Origin of the sequence: Paenibacillus sp. PL91 (genome assembly GCF_012935325.2) — a bacterium.
Lineage (GTDB): Bacteria > Bacillota > Bacilli > Paenibacillales > Paenibacillaceae > Pristimantibacillus.
Genome location: NZ_JABBYG020000007.1, coordinates 286736 through 301562 on the forward strand (window position 1 = coordinate 286736; position 14827 = coordinate 301562).

Below are 14827 nucleotides of genomic sequence, written 5' to 3' on the forward strand. Positions count from 1 at the left end.
ATTCATGAATGAGAGAGGCTGATAATTATGACAACTCCAACAAATGATACCGTTATTGCTAAATATGAGGCTTGGCTTAATGATCCGCTTATCGATGCGGCGACGAAGGAAGAGCTTCGCGGGCTAGAAGGGCAAGAGAAGGAAATTACGGATCGTTTTTATCGTGACCTTGAGTTTGGTACAGGCGGCTTGCGCGGCGTGATGGGCGCAGGAACGAACCGTCTTAACGCCTATACGGTTGGCAAAGCGACACAAGGGCTTGCCAATTGGCTGCTTGCCGGCGCGTCGGCTGAAGCTGCTAGCCCATCGGTTGTCATTGCTCATGATTCCCGTAATTATTCCCCTGAATTTGCGCTGGACGCTGCGCTTGTGCTTGCTGGCAACGGCATTGTTACGTATTTGTTTTCGGCGCTTCGCCCGACACCTCAGCTTTCCTTTGCGGTGCGCGAACTAAAGGCGTCCAGCGGTATCGTCATTACGGCAAGCCATAATCCGCCTGAATACAACGGCTACAAAGCATACGGCTCCGACGGCTGCCAGCTTATTCCCGAGGAGGCTGAACAGGTTATTTCGGCTATCAGTCAAATTACCGGCTTCGATGAAGTGAAAAGAATAAGCCGCGAGGAAGCAGAAGCTGAAGGCTTGCTTCGCTGGCTTGGCGAGGAAGCCGATCAACAGTTTATTGATACGGTAGTTGCACAAAGCTTGAACGCGGATCTGATTAAAGGCGGAATTGGCGAGAAGTTCAGCGTCGTCTTTACGCCGCTGCACGGGACAGGCAACATGCCAGTTCGGGAAGTGCTCAAAAAGGTCGGCTTCAACAACGTTCACATCGTGCCGGAGCAGGAGCAGCCGGACGGTTATTTCAGCACGGTGAAATCCCCTAACCCTGAAGAGCGTGAAGCGTTCACGCTTGCGATCAAGCTCGCGCAGCAGGTGGATGCCGATATCATTATCGGTACGGATCCAGATGCCGACCGTATGGGTGCAGTCGTGAAGAACAATGAGGGCGAATACGTAGTCCTTACCGGCAACCAGTCCGGTGCATTGATGGTTCATTATGTTCTTAGTCAGTTGAAGGAACGCGGCCAGCTGCCAGACAATGGCGTCGTGGTCAAGACGATCGTAACAAGCGAGTTGGGAGCGGATATTGCCCGTTCGTTTGGGGTAGAGGTTGAGAATACGCTGACTGGCTTCAAATATATCGGAGAAAAAATGACTCGCTATGAGCAAACAGGCGAGCGCACTTTCCTGTTTGGCTATGAAGAGAGCTATGGTTATCTAACAGGAACCTATGCGCGTGATAAAGATGCGATCGTTGCCGCGTTATTGATTTCGGAGGCAGCGGCATACTATAGCAGCCAAGGAAAAACGTTGTATGATGTATTGCTTGAGCTTTATGCTGAATTCGGCTTCTATTTAGAAGGCTTGGAATCACGCACGCTCAAAGGCTTTGACGGCGTACAAAAAATCGGTGCGATTATGGATGATTGGCGTCAAAATCCGCCTGTTGCTATCGGCGGCGTAAAGGTAGAGCAGGTCCTTGATTACGGCAAAGGCCATGATGGGCTTCGTCCAGAAAACGTATTGAAATTTATGCTCGAGGACGGTTCATGGTTCTGCTTGCGTCCTTCCGGTACAGAGCCGAAGATCAAGGTTTATTTTGCTGTTGAGGGCGAATCGAAGGATGCTGCCGCTGCTGCACTGCAAACGTTGAAAATTGCCGTTATGGAACGGGTAGACCGAAGCGAATAGAACGATAATCAACCTGTTTAGAACGGAGGAATTACGTGTTTTTACGTTGGCAGCAATGGAATCGACGGGCAAGGTTTGTACTTTGGGTCATCGCAATAATCGGGGTAGCGGCAGCATTGCCGCTAGGCGCCGTTCGCATGGAGATGGAAAAATCATCAAAGCAAGTGGAATATGTATTTGATTACCGCGACATTATAGAGGTCGCGGAAAAGCAGGCAAGGCCGCAATCCTTCATGACGGAGAAGCTGGCGATGCTGAAGGAATCCGGCATTACGACGATGGCCGTCTATGAGAGCTCGCTTAAGGAGCTGCAGCTATCGGGCAGGTTGACTTATTACAGCTCCAGGGATGCAGCGATGCTGCAAGGCAAGTTTGAAGCGCCCGGCCAAAATTTTACTTATATTTTATTTAATGGTCCCAAAGAAGAAGAGATGATTGGACCGATTTTGCGCAAGGCGTTTGATCTTGCAGAGGCGCCTTACAGCGACTGGTCATTTGGCGGGCGCAACGGTATTGTTGTTGAAATTCCAATCGCGGATGCGGTAATGAAAACGTTGGATTTTGACCCGATGTCGCTGCAAATGATTCATGATGCAGGTCTTGGCATACTGCCGCGCTTATCTGACCGCGTTAAGCCGTACGATCAGTCGGCAACGGATGCGCTTCTTGCCACATTAAAGGGTTACGGCGTTAATCGCGTGTTATTTGATGGCGATACAGTGAAGGGCGCATCAGATCAGGCGATGGACAACAGCTTGGATAAATTCGGCGAGCTGCTGAATAAATACGATATGGGCGTCGCTGTGATCGAAAATTTAAAAAAACCGCAAGAAGGCATAAATAAATTAGCATATATTACAAACTATAATGCAGTAAGGTTATATTCCTTGTCTGAACAAGATGGGATGACCATGACAACAAGCGCGATTTCCGATCGTTTTCTTTTGGCGGCGAAGGACCGTAATATCCGGATGTTCTTCATCAACGGATTGGTAGAGTCGAGCACCGAGAAAGCTAAGGTTGTTCATTCTTTGGACAGGCTCGCCGAAGCGATGAGCGCGGAAGATGGCGTTGTTACGAAGCTTTCGAAGGAAGGCTTTACGCCAGGCACGCCGAAACCGTTCGATTATGAGCAGCCTTCATGGAATAAACCGGTTCGTGCGGTTGTAGCCGCAGGCGCGGTCGCTCTAATTACATTGCTCGTTGGCGCGTTTATACCCGGCGTTTACATTCCGGTCTTTGCAATCGGACTTGTCGGAAGCGCGGGCTTGTACAAGCTTAACAGCTCGATTATGGAGCAGGGGCTTGCTCTAGGTGCGGCAATTGCGGCTCCTACGCTCGCGCTTGTGTGGGTTATGAATCGGATTTACTCCCGTACGGTTGGGGACCGGCGGGTAATTGGCGGACCTGCGTGGTCCGTGGGGCGCAGTCAGCAAGGACAACAAGGACAAACCACGCATCAGCCAGGTGCTGTATATGAAAATGGAAACCGCATGAAGTGGCTTTTCCCAGCGTTGTCCACGGGAAGACGCTTTGGACTTGCGTTGAATTGGTTTATTGTAGCGACGTTGATTACGCTTATGGCAGTGCCGATTGTATTCGGGTTATTGAACAACATCACATACAATCTGAAGCTGGAGCAATTCCGCGGAGTGGGCTTGCTTCATTTGGCACCAATCGCGCTGGTTGCTATATATGTGTTCCTATATAACAGTCAGATAACCGTAGGCCGATTGAAGTCATTGCTTTCGAAACCAATCACGTTAACTTGGATTATTTTGGCGGCAGTAATCGGAATCATTGGCTACTACTACCTGTCGCGTACAGGCAACAGCGGTCAAGTATCCTCGATAGAGCTTGTGATCCGCCGCTTTTTGGAATCGTCATTTGGCGTTCGGCCGCGCTTCAAGGAGTTTTTGCTTGCGCATCCTCTATTGCTGCTGGGTCTTTTCTTATCGCTGCGGTACCGCGCGGCATGGCTGCTCATCATTATCGGCTCGATTGGACAGCTGTCGATGGTTGATACGTTCGCCCATCTTCATACGCCGCTGTACATTTCAATCATTCGAGTGATCCTCGGATTAGGTGCAGGAGCAATTATAGGCTGTATATTGATCGTGGCATGGCAGCTACTGGAAGGGGTATTACGCAAATGGGCACCGGCAATCGTTCGCAAATTCGTCGAATAGTAATATCGGGCTATTATGGCTTCCGCAATAGCGGTGACGAAGCGGTGCTCAGATCGATATTGCTTGCATTGGAGGAAGAAGGAGAGGCGCAGGGCGTTCAGATCGTACCGGTCGTCCTGTCTGCCGATCCGGCTTGGACAAGCCAAATGTACGGCGTTGAATCCGTGAGGCGGATGCATCCTGCGGATTTATGGAAGGCGCTGCGAGGCAGCGACGGCTTGATTAGCGGAGGCGGCAGCCTCCTCCAGGACGCAACAAGCGCGAAGACGATTCCTTATTATACGGGCGTTATGAAGCTGGCGCAGCTGCTTGGCAAGCCTACTTTTGCTTATTCGCAAGGCATTGGCCCTGTGAACCGCCGCTGGATGGACCCGCTTATCCGCAGCGTGATGAAGCGCAGCGCATACGTTTCGGTGCGCGATGCTGAATCCGCTGCATTGCTTGGACGGATTGGCGTACCGGCAGAGCGGATCGACGTCGTTCCCGATCCGGTCATGGGCTTGCCGCTCCCGGCCGAAGCGCATAATGACGCTCAGCGCATTTTGCCGGCTGGACAAGCCGCAAGCTCGCTAAACGCGAATGAGCCGCCGGTAATCGGCGTATCGCTGCGCCATTGGCGCAGCGACGGCGGCGATCTCGCCCGCGCCGCCGAAGCGCTAGTCGCTCTCTCGAAGCGCATGCCTGTGCGGCTGCGCTTCCTGCCGTTCCACACCCCCTCCGACACGCAAACGTCGGAGCAGGTGATGGAACGGCTGCGCGGCAGGCTCGGCTCCGGCTCCACCGCCGAGCTGGCCGCGCCCGGCGACGACCCCCAGCAAATGCTGCTGGCGGTCAGCCGGTGCGACGCTTTGTTCGGCATGCGCCTCCATGCGCTTATCTATGCAGCAGGCCAAATGGTTCCGATGCTTGGCCTTTCCTACGACCCCAAAATCGATCAGTTCCTTAATCGATTAGGGCTAAGTGCGATCGGCTCGACGGAAACGCTCGATGCCGAAGCGTTTGCAGATGCGGCGTGCTCGCTTCTGGAGGATAAGGCTGGCTGGCAAGCAAAGCACAAGCCAGCCATCGACCTTTTAAAACAACAATCGCAAAAACCGGCGCAACAAATCGTACATTTGTTGCGTCATAACATATCGAGGTGAGCTCCTCTTGTCGAAACAAATACCGACAGTGCCGATTTACGGCATTCCGTTCTCAAAGGCCAGCATGGATGAGACGGTTAATTATTTAACAGAAGCTATCGAAAAGAGAAAAGTGACCCATGTCATTACCGCTAATCCGATCATGATCATGTCTGCGGTCGAGGATTCGCATTACAGTGCGATGATCCGCCGCGCGGATCTTATTGTGCCTGACGGCGCGGGTGTTGTATGGGCTGCCAAGCATGTGGGCAATCCAGTAGCAGAGCGTGTGACGGGATTTGATCTGATGCACCGGCTCTTCCAGCAGGGAGAATCGCGCAAATGGAAGGCCTATCTGCTCGGCACCTCGCAGGAGATCATTGAAGCGGCAGCCGAGAAGCTGCATCTGCAGTATCCGCAGGTGCGGATCGTTGGCTATCGGAACGGATTTTTTGGACCGGAGCAGGACGAGGAAGTGGTTGAAGCGATTCGCGAGGCAGCGCCGGACCTATTGTTCGTGGCGCGAGGAGCGGATACGCAGGAGCCTTGGATCGTTAAATTTAAGAAAAAGCTAGACGTGCCTCTTATTATGGGCGTTGGCGGAAGCTTTGACGTTGTTTCAGGCAAGCTGAAACGAGCTCCTGTCATTTTTCAAAAGCTTCGCCTGGAATGGTTTTATCGCTTGCTTCAAGAGCCGAAAAGGTACAAAAGAATGCTCGTTTTGCCGAAATTCGTAGTGAAAGTGCTTCGCGACAAAGAAAACGTAACAAAACCTAGGCCTACACCGTGAAAATCTCGTTAAAACCATGAAAATTGGGTGAAAACGGAGTTGGAGTTTCTTTTTCAATCGGAGTATAATTCACTTCGGTAGAGAAAAAAGGGGAGTTGCACACATGCCAGTTGGCTTGCTGTATTCAATTGGGTTCATAATCGCTTTAGTGCTTGCCATTGCGATGACGCCGCTAGTAAAGAAATTTGCATTCAAAGTAGGCGCAATAGACAAACCAAACCACCGCAAGGTACATACGCGCATTATGCCGCGTCTTGGCGGTCTAGCTATTTATATTGCATTTGTGGGCGCATTTTTTATTCTGTCGCCATTTATACCAGACGGCTTGCTCCGTCCTCAAGATTCCAATATGATCAATGCGCTGCTGGTTGGCGGTACGATGATTATTATTTTAGGAGCCTTCGATGACCGCTTCGAGCTGTCGGCAAAGGTTAAGCTCCTAGGCCAAATCGCAGCGGCATGCGTTGTCGTATTCGGCTTTGATGTAAAGATCGACCTGCTGAACATTCCGTTCGGCGAAACGATGCAGCCGATTGCCGGCTGGATCAGCATTCCGCTTACGATTCTATGGATCGTTGGAGTAACGAATGCGATTAACTTGATCGACGGTTTGGATGGGCTTGCTGCCGGTGTGTCCGGTATTGCAATCGCGACGATCGTTGTGATGGCATCGCTGATGGGCTTTCAACCGGTCATCCTGCTAAGCACGCTGCTGCTTGGAGGAATCGTAGGATTTCTCGTGTTCAATTTTCATCCTGCAAAAATATTTATGGGTGACTCAGGCTCGCTGTTTCTCGGCTTCAGCTTAGCAACGCTTTCGATGCTTGGCTTCAAACAAGTTACGATCGTATCATTCGTAACGCCGCTGCTTATCATCGGCGTGCCGCTTTCAGATACCTTCTTCGCAATCGTTCGCCGCTGGGTGAACAAGCGTCCGATTTTCGCGCCAGACAAAGGCCATTTGCATCACAGGCTGCGCGACCTCGGCTTTAGCCACCGCCGCACCGTATTGATCATTTGGGGTGTGGCAGCAATATTCGGCGCATTAGCTATCGTGCAATCAGCTGTCGTGCAATCGAGCGCTGCGAACTGGATTACCTTCGCCGTTATTTGCTTGCTGATGTTCTTCCTGCAAATCGGTGCAGAGGTAACAGGTATCGTAGACAAAACGCGCAGGCCGCTAATTAACTTCTTAAACCGGATGAGGCTTAGGCTCAAGGTTGACGCCGAATCCCGTTCGAAATAAACAAGAGCTCTGATTCCCGCAAGGGATTCAGGGCTCTTTTTTTTGTGTTAAATTGCTCATTTCACTAAAAAAATGGAAGCCAAAAACCGATAACAACAATACAGAACTTTTCTGCGGTCAGCGTGACTAACTGCAATGATCAAAAAGCTGACTAAGGAGGAAAAGGGAGGAAGGTTTATTCGGAAGCAAGCTGCACAGTCGCCAGTCCATCTCATATTCTAACACCCATGCTTGTCATATACATAAAGGAGGAACATTGTTTTGAAAAGATTACTTTCATTAGCGCTTACGTTGGCATTGTTAATTACATTGTTGCCGCCGTTCGGCCTTTCACAACCAGCCTCGGCAGCAGGCTCATATTTCTTATTTTCTAATGAAAATGCATCGGCAGGAAGCGCGCGTATTGTTTCCAGCCAATCTGTAAGGCTTGAGGGAACGATTAACGGAGTAGTCGGTAATTCGATTAGTTATAATGTAAAACAAATTACGTTGAACGGCTCCATAGAAAACGAAGTGAATACGACCGAAGAGATCACTACAGGCATTTCTACATCAGCTGGTGACAACAGCATTGTAGTCTCTAACCTTACTCTTTTTCCTGGTTTGAACAAAATTACTTTCAAAGGGATAGCTGGTACTTCAACAGTCAGCGAATCCATCTATATTGAATACCGCAACAGTCCAATGCTATATGATCTAAAGGCTACATTTGAGAATAAAGACTATGCTATGCCGGAAGATCAGCCGACGATGCTATACTCGACAGCTCCTGTCGTACAGCAAAACGGTGAAATTGTTATTTCGGGTAAAGCGCCAAATGCACAGAAAATAACGATCGTTATAAACGGCAGAAGCTACGATTTTAATGTATCGAATTCAACAAGCGACAGTAGGTTCAGCACCTCTTTGCTTAGCATCGATAAGGGGATCAATACAATTGTGCTGAAGGTGCACAATAACGGGCAAATCGTGGAGACAACACGCGAGGTAGCTTTTTATAACGGCGAAGTTACTTTTTACGATCTGAAGATGTCATCGGTAGCGCCAGCAACACCTAAGTCAGCTGCTATAGAACCGAATATGAACTTTTCGACAGACTCGGTTGCTGCAAATACTTTAGAAGTATCAGGTAAAGTAATCTTGCCGCTTCCATTACATGATCTAACGAATAGTACTAATCCTTCAGCAGTGGTTACTGTTGATCAAACTAATCTAGCAAAATTATTAAGCTTAGAGCTGAAGAAGGGTGCAGCAGCCGCAGTCCCAATCCCTGTAATTACAAGTTCCGTTACATTCTCACCTGCAACAATAGACAGCACCACTAAATTTATCACGGTAGCCTATAAATTTAATTTGCCAGCACTTGCTTTTGACGAATCCAATCAGCTTCGATTGGTTGCGCCTAACGGATTAGTGTTCCAAAGCTCGGATTGGACACCTTTTGTTGTACGTAACAGCAACATTTCCTATATTTACGATATCAATTATTTGTCGGGCTATGATTCATCCATGAACACGACAACGCCTAATGCTGGCCGCCTTCAAGGATTGCAAGGAACAGACATTCCAAGCGACGGCGTAAATGTGTATTCCATGCCTATGGGTGTAGAGGTTTTGGTAGGCAACTATGCAAGTCTCGGTACAAACCTTACGAATTTGCTAGAAATAAACGGTAAACTTCAAGCGGCTGCAGATTCAGGCTTCACGCAAATCAATCATACCGAGATTGTTTATCGCACCGTTAATAATCAATTGACGCCTTTTTTACGCTTATTCGTTGAAATCAATAAACTGCCTACATCGGGAACAAATCCCATTACTTTCAAGTTAAATGCAGGTTCAAATGGCTCAAGTGAAGTGAAAACAATCATAGCAAAACTATTGTACGGACCTTATGTGAAATTCAACACGCTTGTTGAAGGGATGAAGGTCGAGTACGATTCGGTAAGAGATACAGATCCGCTAATTTTATTAAATAAGCTTGGCCTCTTTAACGGTCAGTTATTTAATGTAGCCAATGAGGCAGAAGTCGTTTATGGAACTGCCGGACAAACAGTATTCCTTTACATTAATAACGTCGAAATTCCTTTGGAAAAAAACACAACAAATACAACGTTTAAACCTAAAGGGACTGCCACTTCTATATTCAGCATTCTGAACAAAGCGGGGGAGAACACCGTAAAGTTTGTTTTCCGCACAACAAAGAACAACTATGAAAATACGTTTAAATTTAGCGTTGTACCTACGAATTTGCCTGTTATCCCGGCTCCTAATACAGACGGTGTCTACCCTTACAGCTATAATTTGTCGCAGCCGCTTCCTAACGATGCTAATTTCCCGAAACAGGGCAGCATCTACACGACAAAAGAAGCTCAGTTGAAGGTCCATGGCACATTTGATTTCGTTGATCTTGGGGGAGAAGGCTCATTTGTTACGGGTCATACAAATTTGGTGGGCAAAGACCAATATATTGTCCGCATCTCATCGCCAAACTGGAGCAGCGATATTAAATGGGATCTTACGAAGGAGTTTACAGCTACAAAGAAAGGCGTGCCGTTGACTGGAGTGGCTCCAATCAATGCCGGACAAACTGTATCTACACCAGATGCTCAAATTGATTTCTATTATGATGTAGAGAAACAATATTTCTACTTCAATATTGCAAGGCAAAAGATGCCGGAAGATGGAAGCTCTCAGGTCTATGTGATGACGGTCTTCAATAGCGGAGAGGCAGGCCCGCGGGCAGCCTACCGAATGGAGATCGATGCGACATCGATTCCTTTCTCGATCTTGGCACCGCTAGTTGAGAAACGCACGACGAACAAAAATTTTGTCGAAGTTATCATTTCGTCACCTGGCGCTGATTCGCTAACAGTTGGTAAAGAAGTTGCCAAGAAAGTGAAATTCATCGATTACAATCAAAGCACGCCAGTAATGATTGATGCATTTAGCGTTACCGTTAAGGATCTCAAGCCGAACAAGGAAAATGACATTAAATTTACCATTACGCGCGGCGAGGATAAAATTAACGACTCCTTTGAAATGGTGTACCAGCCGGCAAATATACCAGGCGCTCAATTTTTGCAAACGATGCAAAGCTCGCACAAGGTATTTGACGGAAAACTTGTCCTAGCATTCGCGAAGAACAGCAAGTTGGTTCGTCCATCTTATAACTCTTCAACGGATTTTTCAGGACAAGTATATAGCGGAAATGATATTTTGTTTGCTATCGCAAGCCCTAATGATGGAATTGTCGATCGTCATGAATTTGAAAGCCAGCCGCCTAACTATTCATCAAATAGCTTGGCTGAAGGCAATCTGCATATTGGGTTTCGGTTCCAGGATCAAGCTAGACAATTCATAAAGGCAAGTCCGTTGTTCTGGATAGATGGAGGTCAAGCCGACAATCCAGATCCAACCTCTCCAGCGTTTGATCCCGTGACGACAGGAACAGATCCGTTCCCGTTTCCGAACGTTGTTGGCAAGCCATCCGACAGTTTTGCTAAACGCTGGAATAAATTTGGTCTTGAGCTTGCTCCAACAGCGCCAGGCAAACTTACATTGTCCTACGACAGTACGGTATCGCAAAGCGCTGGAACAACAATTACGGTATTCCGGTTTGATCCTTACAATAGCACTTGGGAAAATATTGGCGGTGTCGTAGATGATAAGAAACATACGGTGACCGTACCTTTTACAAAATTCGGGTATTATGTTGCGGTTAAGCTTACTCGCGGTTATAACGACATTAACGACCACCCTTATGCGCGTGAGGCTATGGAAGCCATCTATTCTAAGGGCGTTATGAATGCAGTTGATCCAATTGGTTTCTTTGGTGCAGATCGCTACGTAACTCGTGGTGAATTCACCCGCATGATCATTCGTGCGCTAGACATTCCACTGAATTACGGCGGTTCCATGCATTTCTCTTATTTCCCAGAGACGATTACAAACGCAAACAATGCAAATGCCATTTATGACTATCGTTATATCGAGACAGCAGCACGTGCAGGCTTTGTACGAGGTACAAGACCAGGCTTCTTCGATGAAGATGTAGAACTTTCTCGCCAAGACGCCTCGGTTGTATTAGCAAGAGCCTTGAACCTGAAGATGGAGACGGACGCGAAAAAAGCAAAGTTGGCACTTGATAAGGCATTCAAGGATTCAGGCAGCTTTGACTATTATTCGATACCATCCGTTTTGGCGATTCAGAAAAAAGGCTTTATCCAAGGCTCATTAATTGATTCTAATAATCCAAAATCTGGTTCCGTGTTTGAGCCAAAAGCAAAGCTATTACGCAGCGATGCCGCCATAATAATGGCTAGAGTAATGACTGATTTGAAGAAATTGCCTAAGATTTATAGCAAATAAGAAGCAAAAACAGGCCGGCACACGAGTCGGTCTGTTTTTGTGTCAATAAAAAAAGTGAAACATTATCCATGGAAAATGTTTTGCATCGACGAGCTCTATGAATACAAGCTATACTAGCAAAGTACTAAACAGAGTACGCGCACGCGAATACATAAGGTGAGAAAAAGCACGAATGAAAAAAATAAAAAGTTTTTTTCGGAACATCGCAACTTTTTACTCCCACATGCGTTTAAATACATGAAGTTGAAACAAACGCATGATTTGATGCGCAGGACCTACTCTCGTTGGTAGCCATTTGGAATGAATTCTCAACTTCCTCTTTACGGTATGACGTGCCCATTGTATAATATTAAAGTGGTGCCGCTACTCTAGCAATTTTCTAGCCTTTTTTACAAGTTTCTACGACATGATTTTACAAATGGGTTTATCATGATCGTGGACATCATTTATATCAAATCTATGCTCAACTCTGGAAAGGGGGTGAATCAGCTATGAGGGAAAAGAGCAATTCACTATTTAAACAAAACTCTCAACAACCGCATGTATTTAGAGGAGGAGAAATAAAGGTTATGAAGAAAAAAATAGCAGCATTTGTACTATCGGCAGCGCTAGTACTTCCAACATCACTTACAGCTTTTGCAGCAACTACAACACCATCGGATGTGGTAGGTAAACCAAACCAATCCGCAATCGAAGAGCTTACAGCACTTGATATCCTTCAAGGTTACCAAGATGGCACGTTCAAACCAGAAAACAACATTACTCGCGCAGAATTGGCAAAAGTAATCGTTGCTGCAACTGGTAGCGAAACTGCTGCTAAAGCACTTCAAAACGTTAAATCGCAATTTAAAGATGTTAAAACAAACGAATGGTACACTGGCTACATAAACGTAGCTGCTGGCAAAGGCTTCTTGCTTGGCGACAAAGGCACTGGTAAATTCCGTCCTAGCGACAACATCAAGTTTGAAGAAGTAACAGCAATCATTGTTCGTGCTCTTGGCTACCAAGACAAGAACTTGACTGGCGCTTGGCCATACAATGTTTTGTTGAAAGCTGAGTCGCTTGACCTGTTCAACAAAACAACGCTTGCACAAGGAACTGTTACTACACGTGGTGTAGTTGCACAACTAGTAAGCAACGCACTTGGTGAAAACCTAGTTGAGTGGAACGCTGACGCTCAATTGTACGGCAACACTGGTAAATTGCTGATTTCACGTCTTGGAACAACTTCGGAGCAAGTTTTGAACTCTGCAGTTCTTGATTCAAACGGCCGTATCGTTTTGAACAACGTTCCAAAAACATTGGCACCTAAATTTATCGTTACTGGCGGCAAAACATTGTCCGACCTTCTTGCTCACAACTTGACTGTCCTTACTGATAAAGACGGTAAAATCCGTGCTATTACAGACAACCAAGTTGCTGACAACGTAGTTACTGGTAAACTTAACGCTTCATTCAACAATGCGCCTCAAGTTGAAGTTAAAATCGGTTCTGCTGTAAGTAAGTATGACACAGTAACATCTTCTGCTTACTATGTAAACAGCGATTCAACTGTAGCTAGTGATTTCCCAGTTGCTAAGGACACTGACGTTTCTGTGTTCCTGTATGACAATACAGCTGCAAACGTTACTGCAGGCGTTGCTGGTAAAGTTCGTGCAGTTACATTTACAAAAGTAAATGTTGCTGATGCACTATTTGATTCTTATGTTGCAGCAACTTCTACAACAAAAGCACGCGTTCTTACTAAAAACAACTCTGTAACTGTTGGTGATACTACTTCCGTTACAATCAATGGCGAAGTGAAAGCTGCAACTGATCTTGTTAAAAACGATGTTCTTGACATTGTTAACAACAAAGATAAAGTAGCAGTTAAAATCACTGCAACTCGTACTGTTGTTGAAGGTAAAGTTACTAGCAAATCCACTCAAGCTGATGGAGCTATTATCTACACTGTAGATGGCAAAAACTACTCTTCTGTAACTGGCGCTCTTACTGGTCCAAATGAACTGGTTAAAGATGCTTCTTACAAATTGTTCTTGAACAAAGACGGCAAAATTGCTGGCGCTGAGTTGGTGAGCGGTGGAAGTGCTGACGCTAAATACGGCATTATTCTTAATGCGGTAGGTAATGTTAAAGGCACTGACGCTTTCTCTTCTACAAAAGACGTATTCAAGTACTATTCCATTAAAGAAAATGCTACAAAAAATGTTGAGCTAAACGCTGCAACATGGAATGATACTAATACTGCTGGTACTGATGGTACTGCGGTTCGCACTGGCGATGATGTTGCAAACACTACAGCATCTGTTCCTTTCAACAACACAGAAGCTAAAATCGTTATCTGGAACTTGAAAAAATCAGATAACAGCATCAATGGTATCGACGAGATTCGCGATTTGACGAAAGCAACTACTGTTTCTGAGAAAACAGACAAAACACTTAAAGTAACAACTGGCAGCAACACAACTGTTTACGACATTAACGAAAACACTATCGTTCTAGATGGTACTAAAGCTTTCGCTGCTAACGGCGGCGATCGTTCAATCTCTGTAAGCAGCTTGGCTAACCTTTCTGCAGGTAATAAAGTAACACTTATTACTGAAGGTACTTCTACATTTGCTAAATATGTAGTAATTACTGAAAAAGCAGCTAAAGATGCTAAAGAAACTAAATACGGTTTGTTCGTAAATGCTAGTGCAAACGGCGACGACTATTCCGTAACACTTAACATCAAAGGTACTAATGAGACATTTGCTCTGACTGGTACTGAAGGTAAAAAAATCTACAACGCAATTGTTGCTGATCTAACAGCTAGCAACTCGACTTACAAATCAGGTACTAAAACGCTTGTAGCATTGAAAGACACTGTTGATCCAGCTGGTGTTTCTCAAGACCTGAAAGAAGCTAGCACTGCATATGACACATTGTCTGTTTATGCAACTGGCAAAGATATCACTGCAGCTAACCTGAATGATGGTACTCTTACATTGACAGGCGGCACTCAATACTATGTAAACAGCTCTACTGCAATTTATGTGTACGACAGAGTGTCTGACACATTGACTACTGATGGAATCTTCGCTGATGTAACAGCATTTAATGGCGAAGCTTCTTCCAAGTATGACATTGCTGTAGTTGGCGATTCAAGCTATGGCACGTTCACACTTGCTAAAGCAATCGTAGTTTACAAAAACTAATCTACACAAAATGAAGGAATCCGGTGAGGGAACTCACCGGATTCTTTTTTTGTGTTCATACATAATTCATATATTCTTGTTATAATAAAATAGCGATAAAGTGAAGTGATAGGGGGGACAATAAATAGTTTTTAAGAAAACGAAACCTATTGCTTGCT

Annotated in this window: 7 protein-coding genes; all 7 read left to right on the top strand. The window is 46.2% G+C overall.

Annotated elements, in window-relative coordinates:
* Nucleotides 1-27 precede the first annotated feature (27 nt).
* The 7 genes from HI950_RS18290 to HI950_RS18320 all read left to right on the top strand — a co-directional run bounded on the left by HI950_RS18290 (nt 28) and on the right by HI950_RS18320 (nt 14669).
* Nucleotides 28-1755 carry a phospho-sugar mutase gene (locus HI950_RS18290; RefSeq protein WP_169084551.1) on the top strand — a complete coding sequence of 576 codons (1728 nt, stop codon included), beginning with the start codon at nt 28-30 and terminating at the stop codon, nt 1753-1755.
* 35 nt (nt 1756-1790) lie between these two features.
* Nucleotides 1791-3944: a DUF5693 family protein gene (locus HI950_RS18295; protein WP_169084553.1), complete on the top strand. Its 2154-nt coding sequence runs from the start codon at nt 1791-1793 to the stop codon at nt 3942-3944.
* Entirely contained in the window at nt 3908-5086 is a 1179-nt protein-coding gene (gene csaB / locus HI950_RS18300; RefSeq protein ID WP_169084555.1) for a polysaccharide pyruvyl transferase CsaB, read from the top strand. The genes HI950_RS18295 and csaB overlap by 37 nt, the downstream gene beginning before the upstream one ends.
* A 64-nt stretch (nt 5087-5150) precedes the next feature.
* Nucleotides 5151-5855 (top strand): WecB/TagA/CpsF family glycosyltransferase, encoded by a 705-nt coding sequence (locus HI950_RS18305; RefSeq protein ID WP_169084771.1) that lies wholly within the window; start codon nt 5151-5153, stop codon nt 5853-5855.
* Nucleotides 5856-5958: 103 nt separating this feature from the next.
* Nucleotides 5959-7101 carry a glycosyltransferase family 4 protein gene (locus HI950_RS18310; RefSeq protein ID WP_169084558.1) on the top strand — a complete coding sequence of 381 codons (1143 nt, stop codon included), beginning with the start codon at nt 5959-5961 and terminating at the stop codon, nt 7099-7101.
* 261 nt (nt 7102-7362) lie between these two features.
* The gene (locus HI950_RS18315) at nt 7363-11472 is read left to right on the top strand and encodes an S-layer homology domain-containing protein (RefSeq protein WP_169084560.1); all 4110 of its coding nucleotides are present in this window, start codon (nt 7363-7365) and stop codon (nt 11470-11472) included.
* A gap of 491 nt (nt 11473-11963) precedes the next feature.
* Nucleotides 11964-14669, top strand: coding sequence for an S-layer homology domain-containing protein (locus HI950_RS18320; RefSeq protein WP_169084562.1), 2706 nt, complete (start codon nt 11964-11966; stop codon nt 14667-14669).
* Nucleotides 14670-14827 lie beyond the last annotated feature (158 nt).

Coding starts and splice junctions, on each gene's coding strand:
- HI950_RS18290 (WP_169084551.1), top strand. CDS start 28: ATGACAACTCCAACAAATGATACCGTTATTGCTAAATATGAGGCTTGG.
- HI950_RS18320 (WP_169084562.1), top strand. CDS start 11,964: ATGAGGGAAAAGAGCAATTCACTATTTAAACAAAACTCTCAACAACCG.
- csaB (WP_169084555.1), top strand. CDS start 3,908: ATGGGCACCGGCAATCGTTCGCAAATTCGTCGAATAGTAATATCGGGC.
- HI950_RS18310 (WP_169084558.1), top strand. CDS start 5,959: ATGCCAGTTGGCTTGCTGTATTCAATTGGGTTCATAATCGCTTTAGTG.
- HI950_RS18305 (WP_169084771.1), top strand. CDS start 5,151: ATGGATGAGACGGTTAATTATTTAACAGAAGCTATCGAAAAGAGAAAA.